This window comes from Nocardioides sp., assembly GCF_047606145.1.
Classification (GTDB): Bacteria; Actinomycetota; Actinomycetes; order Propionibacteriales; family Nocardioidaceae; genus Nocardioides.
Genome location: NZ_JASGET010000025.1, coordinates 68,247 through 83,363 on the forward strand (window position 1 = coordinate 68,247; position 15,117 = coordinate 83,363).

17 protein-coding genes are annotated in these 15,117 nt (G+C 70.0%); 5 read left to right on the plus strand and 12 right to left on the minus strand.

The annotated features are described in order from the left end of the window. The first annotated feature begins 13 nt into the window (after positions 1-13). Together QM638_RS04305 and QM638_RS04310 are read left to right on the plus strand one after the other, a co-directional pair. The gene (locus QM638_RS04305; protein WP_415140704.1) at positions 14-208 is read left to right on the plus strand and encodes a hypothetical protein; all 195 of its coding nucleotides are present in this window, start codon (positions 14-16) and stop codon (positions 206-208) included. Beyond that, a complete protein-coding gene (locus tag QM638_RS04310; protein ID WP_415140705.1) occupies positions 205-2,265 on the plus strand; it encodes a catalase in 2,061 nt (686 codons plus the stop codon). Before QM638_RS04305 ends, QM638_RS04310 begins: the two co-directional genes overlap by 4 nt. A 69-nt stretch (positions 2,266-2,334) precedes the next feature. Here QM638_RS04310 and QM638_RS04315 read toward each other — a convergent pair whose 3' ends face one another. Both QM638_RS04315 and QM638_RS04320 read right to left on the minus strand, forming a co-directional pair. Next, positions 2,335-2,640, minus strand: coding sequence for a hypothetical protein (locus QM638_RS04315; protein ID WP_415140706.1), 306 nt, complete (start codon positions 2,638-2,640; stop codon positions 2,335-2,337). A gap of 97 nt (positions 2,641-2,737) precedes the next feature. Continuing rightward, on the minus strand, positions 2,738-3,034 hold the full coding sequence (locus QM638_RS04320; protein ID WP_415140707.1) for a DUF4235 domain-containing protein: 297 nt from the start codon (positions 3,032-3,034) through the stop codon (positions 2,738-2,740). Between the two features lie 445 nt (positions 3,035-3,479). Here QM638_RS04320 and QM638_RS04325 point away from each other — a divergent pair, with 445 nt between their 5' ends. The 3 genes from QM638_RS04325 (at position 3,480) to QM638_RS04335 (ending at position 5,487) form a co-directional block, all read left to right on the plus strand. Continuing rightward, a complete protein-coding gene (locus QM638_RS04325; protein ID WP_415140708.1) occupies positions 3,480-4,202 on the plus strand; it encodes an HAD family hydrolase in 723 nt (240 codons plus the stop codon). Then, positions 4,199-4,837: an endonuclease gene (locus QM638_RS04330; RefSeq protein WP_415140709.1), complete on the plus strand. Its 639-nt coding sequence runs from the start codon at positions 4,199-4,201 to the stop codon at positions 4,835-4,837. Before QM638_RS04325 ends, QM638_RS04330 begins: the two co-directional genes overlap by 4 nt. A gap of 71 nt (positions 4,838-4,908) precedes the next feature. Further along, positions 4,909-5,487, plus strand: coding sequence for a type 1 glutamine amidotransferase domain-containing protein (locus QM638_RS04335; protein ID WP_415140710.1), 579 nt, complete (start codon positions 4,909-4,911; stop codon positions 5,485-5,487). Between the two features lie 8 nt (positions 5,488-5,495). Here the strand turns inward: QM638_RS04335 and QM638_RS04340 are convergent, their stop codons facing one another. From QM638_RS04340 to QM638_RS04385, 10 genes are all read right to left on the minus strand, one after another. Next, the gene (locus QM638_RS04340; RefSeq protein ID WP_415140711.1) at positions 5,496-5,744 is read right to left on the minus strand and encodes a hypothetical protein; all 249 of its coding nucleotides are present in this window, start codon (positions 5,742-5,744) and stop codon (positions 5,496-5,498) included. Between the two features lie 56 nt (positions 5,745-5,800). Continuing rightward, entirely contained in the window at positions 5,801-6,331 is a 531-nt protein-coding gene (locus QM638_RS04345; RefSeq protein WP_415140712.1) for a Dps family protein, read from the minus strand. A 28-nt stretch (positions 6,332-6,359) separates the two neighbouring features. Continuing rightward, positions 6,360-6,521: a hypothetical protein gene (locus QM638_RS04350; protein WP_415140713.1), complete on the minus strand. Its 162-nt coding sequence runs from the start codon at positions 6,519-6,521 to the stop codon at positions 6,360-6,362. Between the two features lie 165 nt (positions 6,522-6,686). Continuing rightward, positions 6,687-7,790 carry a P1 family peptidase gene (locus QM638_RS04355; protein ID WP_415140714.1) on the minus strand — a complete coding sequence of 368 codons (1,104 nt, stop codon included), beginning with the start codon at positions 7,788-7,790 and terminating at the stop codon, positions 6,687-6,689. Continuing rightward, positions 7,774-8,937, minus strand: a complete 1,164-nt coding sequence (gene solA / locus QM638_RS04360) for an N-methyl-L-tryptophan oxidase (protein WP_415140715.1) — start codon at positions 8,935-8,937, stop codon at positions 7,774-7,776. The genes QM638_RS04355 and solA overlap by 17 nt, the downstream gene beginning before the upstream one ends. After that, entirely contained in the window at positions 8,934-10,085 is a 1,152-nt protein-coding gene (locus tag QM638_RS04365; protein ID WP_415140716.1) for a tyramine oxidase subunit B, read from the minus strand. The genes solA and QM638_RS04365 overlap by 4 nt, the downstream gene beginning before the upstream one ends. A 29-nt stretch (positions 10,086-10,114) precedes the next feature. Continuing rightward, positions 10,115-10,675 carry a DUF5134 domain-containing protein gene (locus QM638_RS04370; protein WP_415140717.1) on the minus strand — a complete coding sequence of 187 codons (561 nt, stop codon included), beginning with the start codon at positions 10,673-10,675 and terminating at the stop codon, positions 10,115-10,117. 7 nt (positions 10,676-10,682) lie between these two features. Then, on the minus strand, positions 10,683-12,662 hold the full coding sequence (locus QM638_RS04375; protein ID WP_415140718.1) for a primary-amine oxidase: 1,980 nt from the start codon (positions 12,660-12,662) through the stop codon (positions 10,683-10,685). A gap of 113 nt (positions 12,663-12,775) precedes the next feature. After that, positions 12,776-14,278, minus strand: coding sequence for an APC family permease (locus tag QM638_RS04380; RefSeq protein ID WP_415140719.1), 1,503 nt, complete (start codon positions 14,276-14,278; stop codon positions 12,776-12,778). Between the two features lie 52 nt (positions 14,279-14,330). Then, positions 14,331-15,050, minus strand: a complete 720-nt coding sequence (locus tag QM638_RS04385; protein ID WP_415140720.1) for an ABC transporter ATP-binding protein — start codon at positions 15,048-15,050, stop codon at positions 14,331-14,333. Between the last annotated feature and the right edge of the window lie 67 nt (positions 15,051-15,117).

Below are 15,117 nucleotides of genomic sequence, written 5' to 3' on the forward strand. Positions count from 1 at the left end.
TCGAGGAGGACTGATGACACGCCGTCTCGCCACCCCCACGCTCACCGTTCCGCCCGGACCGATCGCCCCCGATCCGGTCCTTCCCGACCCGGAGAATCCCGACATCCCCGATCCGACGATTCCGGAGCCCGGACCGGACGTGCCCGATCCCGGACCCGTCCCCCAACCCGTCCCCGAGCCGGATTCCGAGCTCCAGGGGGCACGATGAACCAGGAGGCTCCCCAGGCGCGTACGCCGACCGGCGCGCTCGCGACCGACGACGCGTCCGTCAACGCGCAGCAGGGCGAGTGGCTGACCACCGCCGGCGGCGTACGGCTCCGCGACACCGACCACTCGCTCAAGGCCGGGGAACGCGGACCCACCCTGCTCCAGGACCACCATCTGCGGGAGAAGATCACCCACTTCGACCACGAACGCATCCCCGAGCGGGTGGTGCACGCCCGCGGCGCGGGTGCGCACGGCCGGTTCATCGGCTACGGGACGGCAGAGCCGGTCTGCAGCGCCGGCTTCCTCGGCGCTGACCGGGAGACCCCGGTCTTCGTGCGGTTCTCCACCGTGCTCGGCTCGCGCGGATCGGCCGACACGGTCCGCGACACCCGCGGCTTCGCCACGAAGTTCTACACCGACGACGGCACCTTCGACCTGGTCGGCAACAACATCCCGGTCTTCTTCATCCAGGACGGGATCAAGTTCCCCGACGTCATCCACGCCGGCAAGCCGCAGCCGGCCCGGGAGATCCCGCAGGCGCAGAGCGCCCACGACACCTTCTGGGACTTCGTCTCGCTGCATACCGAGGCCCAACACCACACCCTGTGGAACATGTCCGATCGGGGTATCCCGCGCTCCTACCGGATGATGGAGGGCTTCGGCGTGCACACCTTCCGGTTGAGCAACGCCGCCGGAGAGACCAGCCTGGTGAAGTTCCACTGGAAGCCGAGGCTCGGCGTGCACGCCCTGGTGTGGGAGGAGGCCCAGCTCGCCTGCGGCTTCGATCCGGACTTCCACCGTCGCGACCTGGCCGACGCCATCGAGGCCGCCGCCTATCCGGAGTGGGAGCTGGGCATCCAGGTCTTCCCCGACGAGCCGGACCAGATGTTCGCCGGCATCGATCTGCTGGACCCGACCAAGATCGTGCCCGAGGAGCTGGCCCCGGTCCAACCCATCGGACGGATGATCCTGGAGCACAATCCGAGCAACTACTTCGCCGAGACCGAGCAGGTCGCCTTCCACGTCGGGCATCTGGTGCCCGGCATCGACGTCACCGACGACCCGCTGATGCAGGCTCGACTGTTCTCCTACGTCGACACCCAGATCACCCGGCTGGGCGGCCCCAACTACACCCAGATCCCGATCAACAGTCCGCACGCGCCGGTCAACGACATGCTGCGCGACGGCTTCCACCAACACGCGGTCCATCGAGGCGTGGCGCCCTATCGACCCAACTCGCTGGACGGCGGCTGCCCGTTCACCGCCGGAGACGCCGAGGGCGCGTTCCGCGACACCGCCGTCCAGATCGCGGCCGGGCCGAAGACCCGGGCGCAGGCGGCCTCGTTCGACGACCACTTCAGTCAGCCGCGCCTGTTCTGGCGCTCGATGACGCCGGTGGAGCGCGAGCACATCGTCGCGGCGTACTCCTTCGAGCTGGGCAAGGTGAACGATCAGGCCGTCAAGGAGCGCCAGCTGCAGTGCCTGGCCAACATCGACCCGACGCTGTGCGCCCGGGTCGCCGACGCGCTCGGACTGCCCGCCCCCGACGCGACCGCTCCGGAGGCCACCACCGAGGCAGCCGACCCCGCGCCCAGTGCGGCACTCTCGATGATCGGCGCGACCTGGCCGGTCGAGGGGCGTCTCGTCGGCGTGGTGGCATGCGCCGAGAGCCCGGCGGACGAGATCGCGCGGATCCGTGGGGCGCTCGTCGAGGCCGGCATCACACCCCTGCTGATCGGTCCCACCGGCGCGCCGCTGCCCGGCGGCCTCCCGCCCCAGCGCACGTTCGCCACCGCCCGGTCGATCGAGTACGACGCCGTGCTCCTCGCCTCCGGGACCGCGGAACGCGACGACAAGGAGTTGCGGCTGCTGCTCTCGGAGTGTCTGCGGCACGCCAAGCCGATCGCCGGCGTGGGGGACGCGGACCAGGCCCTGGTCGCCGGCGGAATGGCTCCGCGGACCGCCGGGGTCGTCCTCGCCGAGGACGCCGAACAGGCGCTGACCCGACTCATCGAGCTCCTCGCCACCCACCGGGTCTGGGAACGGGTCGCCGGCTGATCGAGCTCCGCTCGACCCGGCCATCGGTCGGGGCTGTCGAGGTGGGCGGTCGGGCTCCGATCTCGTGGATCACCGGAGCGGAAGCCATCCGTCGGCCGACCCACCGGTCCCGGCCGCGAGAAGCAGCGCGCGATCCACGTCGCTCCCCGACCGCCGGACGATCGAGACGCGACGGGATCGGTCCCGAGCGGCCGTCAGCAGCTCGGCGGCCACCTCGGCGGTGAGGGACTCCAGCGCGGTGAGGTCGACGATCAGACCGCGCCGCTGCACGGTCCAGACCGCGATCGCGTCGGCCACCCGCGGGCCGTCGTCGGGGAGACAACGACCGGTGAGGCGCAACCTGCGCTGCTCGGCTTCGTACAGGATCGTGCACATGGGGCGCCTCACTGGTGAGTCGTGGGTATCGACTCGCAGGTACCCCGGGCACGGGGTGGCGATGCCTCCGCCGGGCAGGGCGGGCGTGCCGGCGGGCTCAGTCACCCGGCCATTCCCCGGTCCAGCGCTCGAAGGCCCGGGCGCCGCCTCGATCAATGAGAGCCCGGACCACCGAGAAGATCGCTCCCTGGAGGAGCGCGGCGAGCAGCACCTTGGGCAACCGGTACTCGGACTGCAGCGCCTTCGGCGGATCCTCGGCGTCCTGCGAATCGATGCGCCTCCACACCTGCTGGAAGATCTGGCCGGCGATGAGGCCGCCCAGCAGGCTCGCGGCCAGGCCCCAGGGCCGGTAGAGGATCCTCGCGGCGGTGCTCGCTCTCTTCTCCTCGGTCATCGGTCGTCCCTTCTCTCCCGCTCTCCGTGTCTCTTCTGCTCTCACCCGGCGTCGGCGACCTCGGAGCGCGCGCTCGCCGCACCTCCGCCTACCGGCCGGGTACCCAGCCGGCCGACGAATAGGTCCGGATGTCCGGACCGACCGGGGACCCGGCGGATACCCGGCGGATACCCGGCGGATACCCGGCGGATACCCGGCGGATACCCGGCGGATACCCGGCGAATACCCGGCGAATACCCGGCGAATACCCGGCGAATACCCGGCGAATACCCGGCGAATACCCGGCGAATACCTCCGCCGTTCCCGGGTACCGCAGGGGTCGGTCCACCCCGCACGGCCCGAGACGAGAGGCGAGCATGACGAGGTTCGGCTACGCGTTGATGACCGAGCGGTCCGACCCGCGCGACCGGGAACGACTGCACGCGGCCGCGCCGCCGGGCCTGCGATGAACGCCGCGATCCTGTTCGACATCGACGGCACCCTCGTCGACTCGACCTACCACCATGCCGTCGCCTGGCATCGTGCGTTCACCCAGGTCGCCCGGGTCGCGCAGGTCGCCCCCGGCAGGCAGGGCATGGATGTGCCGCCACTGTGGCGACTCCACCGTGCGATCGGCATGGGCGGCGACCGTCTGGTGGGCGAGGTCGCCGGCGAACGGGCCGAACGGGACCACGGCGACGACCTGCGCGCCACCTGGCGCACCGAGTACCTGGACCTCCACGCCGAGGTCCGACCTCTGCCGGGCGCCGCCGACCTGGTGCACCGGCTCGCCGCTGACGGCCTGACGGTCGCCCTCGCCTCCTCCGGCGACCCGCAGTTCGCCCGCGAGGCGGTGGACCTGCTCGGCATCGCCCGCGACGTCACCGCCCTGCTCACCTCCGACGACGTGGACAGTTCCAAGCCCGCGCCCGACCTGATCCAGCAGACACTGGGGCGCCTCGGCGACGTCGAGCGTGCGCTCTTCGTCGGGGACACCGTCTACGACGTCGAATCGGCCTCCCGGGCCGGCATCGGATGCCTCGCGCTGCGCTCGGGTGGGTTCGGCCGCGCCGAGCTCGAGGAGGCCGGTGCCCTGCGCGTCGACGACCTCCCCGCCGACCTGATCGGGCTCGACTGGGCGCGAGCGCTGAGCACCGACGACGCACGATCGGGTACCGCACCCGCATGAGCCGTTCGAACCAGACACGCCAGGCAGACGTCGTCGCGAGCCTGCTCGCCCGCCACGGCACCACCTACGCCGAGGCCGCCGGGATCCGACTCGCCGACAAACCCGCGCCGCTGTGGCAACTCCTGGTGCTCAGCCTGTTGCTGTCGGCCCGGATCGGCGCCGACGTGGCGGTGGCCGGCGCACGAGAGCTCTTCTCCGCCGGCTACCGGACGCCGCGTCGCATGCACGAGGCCTCCTGGCAGGACCGCGTCGACGCCCTGGGTCGTGGCCACTATCGGCGGTACGACGAGCGCACCGCCACTCAACTCGGCGAGGTGGCGAGCAGGGTGCTCGACGACTATCGGGGCGACCTGCGTCGACTGCCGCATCACGATGCCGGCGAGGCCGAGCGAGCGCTGCGGCGCTTCACCGGGATCGGCCCGGTCGGCGCGGCGATCTTCTGCCGCGAGGCACAGGCGGTGTGGCCCGCCCTCGCGCCGTACGTCGACGACCTGGTGGCCGAGGGTGCCCACCGGCTCGGCCTGCCGCGCACTCCCCGGCGACTGGCCGCACTGGTGAGCGGCGACGACCTTCCCCGGCTCGCGGCGGCCTGCGTCCGGGTCGCGCGTGGTGAGGTCCACCCCGACGACGTGTGACGACCTACGACGACCTACGACGACCTGCGACGCGGGAGGCTACCGCCGCGCCGGCCGGGTACCACCCGGTCATGACCCGGACCAGTGGAGAGCTGCACAACACGACCATCGCGATCCTGGCGACCGACGGCGTCGAGGAGGTCGAGCTCACCGGCCCGCGGGAGGCGGTCGAGGACGCCGGTGCGCGAGCGGTGCTGGTGACCCCGGGAGGTCGTGGCATCCAGGCCTACCGCCACGACGTCGAGGCCGCCGACTCGTTCACCGCCGAGGAGGACCTGGACAGCTGCGACCCGGCCGACTACGACGGCCTCATCCTGCCCGGCGGGACCACGAACCCGGACAAGCTGCGGACCCATCCGGCGACGAGCTCGCTGATCCGCAAGTTCGTCACCTCGGGCCGGCCGATCGCCGCGATCTGTCACGGACCCTGGTCGCTGGTCGAGGCGGACGTGCTTCGCGGCAAGACCCTGACCAGCTGGCCCAGCCTGCAGACCGACATCCGCAACGCCGGCGGGACCTGGACGGACGCCGAGGTCGTGGTGTGCGCGGCCAACCACTGGACGCTGGTCACCAGCCGCAGCCCGGAGGACTTGCCGGCCTTCAACCGGGCGATACTCGACGAGTTCGCTCGCTCCGGGTCCCGGGCCTGACCGCTCGGTCAGGAGCCGCTCGTCACGTGATCCACGACGCCGGTCACACCCATGGCACGCGCGCAGGCGGCGCAGCAGAAGACATGGGTCTCGTCGCCCACCCCGTGCCCGAGGATCCGCACGCCGCAGTTCGGGCAGGCCGGAGCCAGCACCTGCGCCGCGCACTCCAGCGAGTCGAAGACGTGGTGCTGACCGTCGTCGGTGGTCAGCGTGAAGGAGCGGTAGCCCTCGGCTCCGCACGTCTCGCAGACCGTCATCGTCATTCCTCCTGTCCAGCCGGTCCCGCCGGTCCTGTCCTGCCTGCTCGCGCCGATCAGTCCTGGTCGGTGGCGAGGTGTCCGCCGGCGTCCTCGAGGTGCGCCCGGACGAACCAGTGGAACAGCTCGAGCTTCTTGGTGTGGTCGATGAGGATGTCCTGGGTCACCGGATCGAGGGCGTCCAGCTCCTCGATGGCGGTCCGGTTCCGTTCGATGATGCCGCGATAGAACAGATCGAGCGCGGCGAGATGGCGCTGGGTCGAGTCACGGCCGACGTCGTAGTCGTGGTCGACACTGCGGCCCAGCGCACCGGGGGTGCCCTGGGGAGAGCCACCCAGGGTCGCGATCCGCTCGGCGAGCTCGTCGGCCATCGCCCGGACGTCCTCGACCTGGGGGTCGATCATCTCGTGGACCGCGATGAACTGCGGGCCCACCACGTTCCAATGGACGTGCTTGAGGGTGAGTTGGAGCCCGTTGCAGGCGTTCAGTCTGCGCTGTAGCAGCGAGATCACCTGGCGGGCGTCGCTCTCCTCCATCCCCGGGGTGGTGTACGCGATGTGCGGTGCTGACGGTGCTGGGATGCTCATGTCCTCGCCGTACCCGATCGTCGCCGACTCATGACCCGGCCTGTCCGCAATCCCGTCGCGGTGCCGACGGCTTGCTCGCCAGGTCGTGCTCGATGCGCTTGGCGCGCCGACGGTCCCAGAAGGCGGCACCGGCCAACAACGCGGCCAGCGCCACCATGACCACGATCGCTGCTATCGCCATGGTGTTCATCGATGGGCGGTACCCATCGCGCGCAGACCCATTCGCCGACCTGCGGTTCCCGGCCCGTGCCGCCTCCCGTCCCTGTCCGGCACGAGTCACGCCCTCGGATGGCCCCCCGCAGTAGTCGCATCCCGGCAAGAGGTCCGGCCGCGACACCTCCAGCCCACCAGGAGATCACGGATCTCGTCGTACCCGACCCGCAACCAACCGGTCGACGGGCAGCGCGGCCACGACGCGGCCACCCTGGCCCACCATGGTCGTGCCGGCCACGAGGACGTTCAGCACGGCCTCCTCCACCGACTCCACGACGGCGGTGTGAAGCGGGTCGATCCGGCCCCACGGCAAGGCGTGGAGGGTGTCGAGCACCGGCGCCGCATCCGGATCGGGGAAGTCGTCACGCAGCGCGCCGCGGTTCGCGGTGGAAAAGGCCAGGAAGATGTCACCGGAGAAGTGCGATCCGGTCGTTCCGGTCCGGGCCAGGCCCAGCGAGGATCGTCTGGCCAGGGCCTTGCACTGGGCCGGCAGCAGCGGCGCATCGGTCGCGACCACGACGATGACGCTGCCGGCGCCGGCCGGCACGCCGCCGGGACCGGTCGCGCTGACGGCTGGCTCGTGCCCGACCGGGACGCCTCGGATGGTCAGCTCCCCCATCTGACCGAAGTTGGCCTGGACGAAGACGCCCACGACGTACCGCTCGCCACCGATGCGCACCGTGCGGGAAGCCGTTCCGGAGCCGCCCTTGAAGCCGTAGCAGACCATCCCGGTGCCGCCCCCGACCGATCCCTCGGCGAGGGCGCCGCCCCGCGCCGAGTCGAGCGCCGCGACGGCATGTTCGGGGCGCACGTGCAGGCCGTTGATGTCATTGAGTACGCCGTCCCAGGTCTCCGCCACGACCGGCATCAGCCACTGCCGCGCCGCCTCGGGAGCATGGTCGATCAGCCACCGGATGGCACCCTCGTGCACCGCTCCCACCGAATGCGTGTTGGTGATCAGCACCGGCGTGCCCAGGCTCCCGGACTCCTCCAGCCAGATCGTCCCGGTCATCTCACCGTTGCCGTTGAGAGAGTGGAACGCCGCCGCCACCGGGGCCGCGACACCGGACCGTCCCCGCGGCAGGATGGCCGTCACCCCGGTGCGCACCGACACCGGCCCCCGCGGCCCGCCGTCGCGATCCTCGATCAGGGTGACGTAGCCGACCTCGACGCCGGTGACGTCGGTGATCGCGTCGTGCTCGCCGGGCTCACCCGGGAGGTCGAGGTAGTCACGAGCGCGCGGCATCGTCCCAGGCCTCACGGTGTCCGGCGACGGTGAACGCCCGGTGGCCGAACACGCTCTCGCCCTTCGTGGCCAGGTCGGCGAGCGTCTCGCCCCAGACCGGGGAGAACTTGAAGCCGTTGCCGCTCAGGGCGGTGGCCACCACGATCGCCCCGTCGGCAAGGGTGTCGATGATCGGCATCTTGTTGGCGGCCAGAGACTCGCCGTGCACCGACCACCGCGAGGCCTCCGGGATGAGGTCGGGCAGCATCGCCTGGATCGCCTCCCCCGCCCAGCGCAGCTGCTCGCGGGTGAGGGTCCTGGTCCGGTCGGCCCAGTCGTCCACCACCGGGTGCGCGATGCTGGGGGTGGCCTTGACGCTGTACCCGTCGAGGGTCGGGATGCCGAAGGCGTGCGTCTCGTTCAGGTCGCGCATGAAGCCGGGGAACCGCGCGGGGGCGAACATCTCGATGTGACGCGGGATGAACCAGAGCAGCGTGTACGTCGCCACCTTGACCAGGTCGGCCAACCCGGGCAGCAGCCGCGTGGTCCACGGCCCGGCACTGACCACGACCCTGTCGGCCAGCACCTCGCCCCGCGAGGTCACCAACCGCACCCCGTGGGAGATCGGCTCGATGGCGGTGACCGTCGTGTGGTAGCTCACCGAGGCTCCGTGACGCTGGGCGAGCTCGGTGCCGGCGACGACGGCCAGCTCCGGACGCAGCGCCCCACCGAGGCGGTCGAGGACACCGACGTCGTTCTCCTCGACGTGGAACTGGGGGTAGCGCGCTCGCATCTCGGCGGGGTCGAGGACCTCGTGCGGCAGGTCGTAGCACCCGATCGAGGCCAGCGTCGACTCCATCGCCGGGTGTCTCCGCGGACCCACGCTGAGCGCCCCGACCTCGAGCAGCGGAGGCTGGCCGTAGGCGGCGCCGAGCTCTCGCCACAGCTCGCGCGCACGCATCAGCGCAGGGGTGAAGAGCTCCCCCTCCTTCGCCGCCACGCGGAAGAGCCGCGACTCGCCGGCGTAGGCCCCCTCGCTGTGCACGCGACCGAACTGCTCGAGACCGAGCACCGCGACGCCTCGCCTGGCCAGCTGCCACAGCGCCATCGAGCCGATCGAGCCGAGCCCGACGACGGCGACCTCGGTGTGTTCGATGCTGCCGCTCATACCAGCGCCGGCCCCTCCCACAGCGGGAGCGAGGTGCCGATGCCCCGTTCCAACGCATGGCGGTAGACCGTGGTGCCCCAGGCGACGTCCTCGACCGGCATCCCGCCGACGGAGAGGATCACGATCTCGTCGTCGTCACGTCGGCCGACCGCCGCGCTGGCGACCACCGCGCCCAGATCGATCAGGTCCGCGGGCGCCATCAGGCCGTCGTGGATCATGTCCATGAACTTGCTGCCGAGGAGGGTGACCTTGCGGTGGACCGGGTAGCCGACGTCGTCGGCCCACGCCTGGTACATCTTGGCGTTGTCGACGACCTTGCGGACCTCGGGCCGCTGCATCCCGGCGTCGATGTTGCACACCCCGGGCATGCTCAGGAAGGCGCCCGGCTTGACCCAGTCCCGTACCACGGTCGGGTACCGCGCCGGGTCACCCCGCACGTTGCTGGTGCAGAAGGTGACGATGTCGCTCTCGCGCACCGCCTCCTCGATGCTGTCGACCTCGACGACGGTGGTGACCTGCGGAAGGTCCTCGGCCACCCAGGCGGCGAAGGACTCCATGCTCGCCCGCCCGCGTCCCTTGATCTTGACGGTGTCGACCTTGGGACACTCCGCGACGAAGGCGGCCAGCGAGGTGCGCGCCATCACGCCCGGGCCGACGATGCCGACGGTGCGGGCGTCGGGACGGGCCAGGAAGCGGGCGCCGAGGCCGGGCACGGCGCCGGTGCGGTAGGCCGAGAGCAGGTTGGCCGACATCAGCGCCAGCGGCTGCCCGGTCTCGGTGCTGTTGAGCATGAACATCAGGATCGAGCGCGGCAGACCCCTGGTCCGGTTCTCCGGATTGGAGCCGTACCACTTCACCCCGGTCGTCCCGAAGGCTCCGCCGAGGTAGGCCGGCATCGCCATGAACCGGCGGTCCGGGGTGTTCGCCGGCATCGGGAACGCCGACTCGTCGGGGAAGCTCAGGGCGACGCCGTGGGAGTTGGCGTTGGGTCCGCCCATCCGGTAGTCACCCGCGTGCAGCAGCGCGAAGGTCTCCTCCATGGCGTCGACGCAGGCGGCCACGTCGGTGACGCCGGCGGCGACCATGTCCTCCTCGGACAGGTAGAGGAAGTCGATCCTGGTCTCGGGTGTGCTAGTCGGCAAGGACATCTCCGTGAGGGTCATCGATCTGCGGGGGTTCAGAGCATGGAGCCCAGCATCAGTGCCATCGCCCCGCCCATGACGGCGTCCCGGGGTCGCCGACGGCGCAGGGCCCACAGCCCCAGACCCGCGCTGAGCAGGAGGCCGAGCCAGAGTGCGACGCCGCGCAGGCCGGCGCCTCCCGCGCCCATGTCCATCCCGGCCATCCCGCTCATCGACGACATCGACGACATCGACGACATGGCCGGCGTCGACGAGCGCGGCAGGGTCGTCGCCCACACCATGGCGGCCATTGCCAGACTGCTCAGGCACAGCCACCCGCCGTCGGGCTCCCGGCGTACGACGATCTCGACGGCGAGCCACACCGCCAGGGCCACGAAGGCGACCGTGACCGCCCACGCCCACCGATCCGCGACCCAGCCGGCGAGCATCGCCGCCATGGCCACGGCCATGACCACGTGGGCACCCTCGGCCAGAAGCTCGCGGGAGATCCGGTGGGCGGTCCCGGGCGAGCGCAGCAGTCGCACGGTCCGCAGCATGCAGTGGCCCGCCACGGCGAGCATCACCACGGCCGACGCCCAGGCCAGGAGCTCACTCATCGCACCGTCAGCCCTCGTGGTGGGTGCAGTGACCGCCGTCGGGCGCGCTCGGCGGCAGGTCGAGGGCGGGGTTGCCGTCGAAGAAGCCCACCGGCTTGAGCTGGAAACCGATGTAGGCGCAGGGCATCACCGGCCAGTCCTCGGGGCGGACGATGTGGTGCGTGCCGACGGTGTACCAGAGCACGACATCGGTGTTCTCCAGGCCGGCGTCGTCCTCGAGATAGACCGGCAGCCCCTGCATCTGCGCCGACTGCGCCATGTAGTCCCCGGCCGCGTACCTCTCCTTCGGGTCGTATCTGGTGACCCAGACCGGCTTCTGCACGAACCGGGCCCGGTCGTAGATGTAGGAGCCCTGCTGAACGAACGGCTTGACCACGTCGTGCGGCTCGAGCTTGTACGCCGTCCTCTCGCCCAGCTCGTTGAGCCTGTCCGAGGTGATCTTCCAATACCGATTCGTCTCCCAGTTCCAGTCCCGGGCACCCTCCCTCTCCGACTTGACCAGCGTCGCCGTGGTGTACCAGGCGTTGTGGTGCGGGTTCAGCTCCTCCTCCTCGACGACCGAGTCGATCTCGTAGACGGAGTTGTTCGGCCCGTCGATCGCCATGTCCATCCGCACGTTGAAGAAGTGCTGGTGGTGCGGGCCGTAGATGCCCGGGGCGACGGCCACGCCATACTTCGGCGTCTCACCGGTGAAGGCGCCGGTGGTGAGCACCCCGGTGAGCTTGACCTGGTATTCGATCGAGCCGTCGGTGTAGAGGTACCAGAAGAAGCCGTACTCGTAGTTGCCGACGGTGCAGATCATCGAGACCACCAGGCGTCGCGAGCGGCGCACCTCGACCTCCTCGGTGCGGAAGTCGGTGTGCTTCCAGGCGATCCCGTAGTCCTCCTCGTGCATGCAGACCGCGTGCGGGATCACCACCGCATGGCCGAGGCTGTCGTTGACGACGCCGTCGAAGTAGAAGATCTCGCCGAGACAGTCGCAGCCCAGCGTGAGCGGGTTGGCGCTCATGCCCATGCCGACCTCGCCCATGTCGAAGACGTTCTTGTTCCAGTGGGTCGGCGCGGCGTCGCCGTAGGGGACCACCATCTCCGAGAGCGCGGCGCGGTACATGATCGGCCGCTCGACACCCCTGTCCTGGTAGGTGAGAGTGTGCAGCACCAGCCCCTCGCGAGGGTTGAAGCCGACCCGGAAGGCCCACTTCTGCCAGGTCACGCCGTACCCGTCGACGGTGAAGCTCGGGCCGTTGGGCTGGGTGATGACGATCTCCTTGAGGTCGTCGCGGAAGCCGGTGAAGGCCGGGCGGTTCTCCGGGCTGAACATCTCGTACTTCTCCGAGTAGTTGCCCGCCTTCGGCGGCAGCGGTACGACGCCGTGGTCGGTCACGTCGAGGACACGTCCGGCGTCCATGTCGTAGGTGACGATGACACCCTCGACCGGGCGGGCGTAGCCGTGCTCGCCCGGTGCCGCGCGGACGAAGGAGAGCGGCCGGCAGATGGTCGGGCTGGTCTCGTAGCTGTCCTGCGGACCGAAGTAGCCTGCCGGCCACGGGTCGACCATGACCAGGTCGAAGTCCTCCACCCCGCGCTTGCGCATGGCCTCCTGCCAGCGTGGGTCCAGCTTGACCTGCTGCTCGACGCCGAGCATCGCGTCGGAGAGGTAGCACGGGAAGCGTCCCGGCACCGGGGTCCACGACTCCACCGTCTCCGCGTCGAGGTCGACGACCACCTCGGTGACCAGCTTCTGCGCGGCGTCGTAGGTGACGGCGAAGGCCTTCCGAGCCGGCACCTCCAGCGGGTCGAACTCCAGCGTGGCCGGCTTGGGCGGCTCCTCCAGCGAGATCATCACGAACCGCAGCGTGTCGGTGGCGCGCTCGCTCGCCGTGATGATCCCGGCGGCCTTCTCGATCTCGGCACCGCTGAGCGGGTCGAGGGGGTGCGAGGTGGCGGCGGGCGCCACCTGCTCGTTCATCGCGATGTCCAATGCCATGGTCTTCTCCTCGGGTCTGGCGGGGCGGAAAAGTCGAGCGGAAACGATTCGGCACGACCGGGGTGGGTCCGGGTCGGCGCGGCGTCCACGCCGACCCGGACCGAGCTGATCGATCAGACCGCGTCCGGCGTCTCCTCGCCGGTGGGGTCGAACTTGGCCAGGTGGGCCAGCGCGTCGCCCTGGGTCAGCTTCGCCGCCGAGCGGCGCCCGAAGACGAAGACGAGGCCCATGATCACCACGGTGACCGCGATGATCGCGCCGAGCCAGGTCATCCAGGTGCTCTTCGACACGTCGATCCACGGAGCGGCGAACGAGTAGTAGATGCCGCCCAGCGTGCCCGCGATGCCGACCAGGCACGTGATCCACACGCCGGGCAGGCCGCCCGGGATGCGCCAGAAGTCCTCGTTCTCGTACCGGTCGGCGTACTTCTTGCGCGCGATCAGCGGCGGGATGAAGAAGAACAGCCCGGAGAAGAGCCAGATCACGCTCAGTCCGCCGGTGAGGTAGATGGTCACGTTCGCCAGACTCCCCTGGCTGAACAGCCCGATGATCAGCACCGACGAGATCGAGGCCTGCACCAGGACCGCGGTGACCGGGTTGCGAGTACGCGGGTTGAGGTGGGTGAAGATCCGGGGCAGGTGCCGCTCCAGGCCGGAGACGAAGATCAGCCGGGAGTAGGCGATGGCGTAGGTCGCCAGGGCGACGAACACGATCACCGCGAGCACGATCGCGCCGGCCTCCATGACTCCCGGTGGGAACGAGGTGCCGAGGTTGTCGATCACGCCAGTGACGGAGTTGATCTTCGCGGTGGGGAGCACGAGCATCGTGCCGATCGTGGTGAGCAGATAGATCACCATCAGCCCGATCGAGCCCCAGAAGATCATCCGGGTGGCGCTCTTCCTCACCGAGAGGAACTCCGCGCCCATGTTGAACGGCGTCTCCACGCCGACCAGGTAGAGCAGTACGGTGCCGAAGAGGAAGCCGCTGGTGTTGAAGTCGGGCTTGAACAGGTCGCTGCCATGGAACGGCGTCGCCGGGCCGCCGTGGCGGATGGCGTACACCACACCCCCGAGGAAGACGACCGCGGTGAGCACCCAGTAGATGATGAAGACCCCGTTCATCACCTTCTGGCTGGCGGCCAGCTTGGCCAGCGCCATGCCGACGATCGCCCACAAGATGACCAGCTGCAGGATCACCGAGAGCGTCGTCCCGATGCTGCCGTGGAAGGCGATCAACAGCAGCTGCAGCACCGTGGCGGGTCCGGAGGCGCCGTTGAGGATGACCGGCACCCAGGAGAGGAACCCGCCGACGAAGGCCAGGTTCTCGTTCATGGTGCGGTAGGCCCAGATGTAGACGCCACCTTGCCCGGGCCACAGGTTGCCCAGCTCGCTGACCGCGAGGCCCGCGGGCACCAGGAAGAAGATCACCCCGAGGATCCAGAACGGGATCGCCTGCCAGCCGCCGGTCGCCATGACCGAGGAGCCGGTGATCCAGCAGATGATGAAGACATAGGTCGCCGTGAGGCCGAAGGTGGTGAGCACCTTGGGCAGGATCTGCTCGGGAACCAGCTCCGTGGTGAGAAGGGCGTCGCGCGGGGACGCCGTGTCGTGGGCCATGCTTGCTGCTCCTCGGGGGTGTTCGGGGTGAGGCGGGACTCGCCGCCGGCGGTCACTCGGACTGGACGTGACCGTCCTGCATGCGGATCACCCGGCTGGCCTGCTCGGCCACCGTCGGATCGTGCGTGCTGGCGACGACGGTGACGCCGAGCTTGGAGCACAGGTCTCGCAGGGTCTGGACGACGACCTCGCCGGTGCGATGGTCGAGGTTGGCGGTGGGCTCATCGGCGAGGATGAGCGTCGGGTTGGAGATCAGCGAGCGGGCGATGGCCGTGCGCTGCTGCTCGCCACCCGACATCTTGGTCGGCTGATGGTCGAGTCGGTGCCCCAGACCCACGAGATGGAGCAGCTCGATCGCGCGCTTGCGCAGCGCCTTGCGGTCGTAGGGCTCGAACATCAGCGGCAGCTCGACGTTCTCCACCGCGGAGAGGAACGGGATCAGGTTGTAGCTCTGGAAGATGAACCCGATGGTGTCGTGACGCAGGGCCGCGAACTGGCTCTCGGTGATCTTCGAGGTGTCCTGGCCGGTGATCTCGACGGTGCCCTTGGTGGGCCGGTCGAGGCCGCCGATGATGTTGAGCAGCGTCGACTTGCCCGACCCGGAGGGGCCCATCAGGCAGACGAACTCGCCGGGATGGACCTCGAGGCTGACGTTGACGAGCGCCTTGACCACCTCGTCGCCCAGCTTGTGCAGCTTCCAGGCGTCGGTGACCCGGACGACTGCTGCGCCGGGCGCGAGGGTGCTCTCGGCGGCGGAGGAGGTGATGGTCATCGCTGGCTCCCGATTCTGGGTCGGCTGGTTGGGTCGGCTGGTTGGGTCGGTCGGTTGGGTCGGTCGG

Excerpts from the sequence above, each read along its gene's own strand:
- QM638_RS04325 (WP_415140708.1), top strand. The coding sequence starts at position 3,480 with ATGAACGCCGCGATCCTGTTCGACATCGACGGCACCCTCGTCGACTCG.
- QM638_RS04330 (WP_415140709.1), top strand. The coding sequence starts at position 4,199 with ATGAGCCGTTCGAACCAGACACGCCAGGCAGACGTCGTCGCGAGCCTG.
- QM638_RS04385 (WP_415140720.1), bottom strand. The coding sequence starts at position 15,050 with ATGACCATCACCTCCTCCGCCGCCGAGAGCACCCTCGCGCCCGGCGCA.
- QM638_RS04350 (WP_415140713.1), bottom strand. The coding sequence starts at position 6,521 with ATGAACACCATGGCGATAGCAGCGATCGTGGTCATGGTGGCGCTGGCC.
- QM638_RS04365 (WP_415140716.1), bottom strand. The coding sequence starts at position 10,085 with ATGTCCTTGCCGACTAGCACACCCGAGACCAGGATCGACTTCCTCTAC.
- QM638_RS04310 (WP_415140705.1), top strand. The coding sequence starts at position 205 with ATGAACCAGGAGGCTCCCCAGGCGCGTACGCCGACCGGCGCGCTCGCG.
- QM638_RS04375 (WP_415140718.1), bottom strand. The coding sequence starts at position 12,662 with ATGGCATTGGACATCGCGATGAACGAGCAGGTGGCGCCCGCCGCCACC.
- QM638_RS04305 (WP_415140704.1), top strand. The coding sequence starts at position 14 with ATGACACGCCGTCTCGCCACCCCCACGCTCACCGTTCCGCCCGGACCG.
- QM638_RS04380 (WP_415140719.1), bottom strand. The coding sequence starts at position 14,278 with ATGGCCCACGACACGGCGTCCCCGCGCGACGCCCTTCTCACCACGGAG.
- QM638_RS04370 (WP_415140717.1), bottom strand. The coding sequence starts at position 10,675 with ATGAGTGAGCTCCTGGCCTGGGCGTCGGCCGTGGTGATGCTCGCCGTG.
- QM638_RS04315 (WP_415140706.1), bottom strand. The coding sequence starts at position 2,640 with ATGTGCACGATCCTGTACGAAGCCGAGCAGCGCAGGTTGCGCCTCACC.
- QM638_RS04335 (WP_415140710.1), top strand. The coding sequence starts at position 4,909 with ATGACCCGGACCAGTGGAGAGCTGCACAACACGACCATCGCGATCCTG.
- QM638_RS04355 (WP_415140714.1), bottom strand. The coding sequence starts at position 7,790 with ATGCCGCGCGCTCGTGACTACCTCGACCTCCCGGGTGAGCCCGGCGAG.
- solA (WP_415140715.1), bottom strand. The coding sequence starts at position 8,937 with ATGAGCGGCAGCATCGAACACACCGAGGTCGCCGTCGTCGGGCTCGGC.
- QM638_RS04320 (WP_415140707.1), bottom strand. The coding sequence starts at position 3,034 with ATGACCGAGGAGAAGAGAGCGAGCACCGCCGCGAGGATCCTCTACCGG.
- QM638_RS04345 (WP_415140712.1), bottom strand. The coding sequence starts at position 6,331 with ATGAGCATCCCAGCACCGTCAGCACCGCACATCGCGTACACCACCCCG.
- QM638_RS04340 (WP_415140711.1), bottom strand. The coding sequence starts at position 5,744 with ATGACGGTCTGCGAGACGTGCGGAGCCGAGGGCTACCGCTCCTTCACG.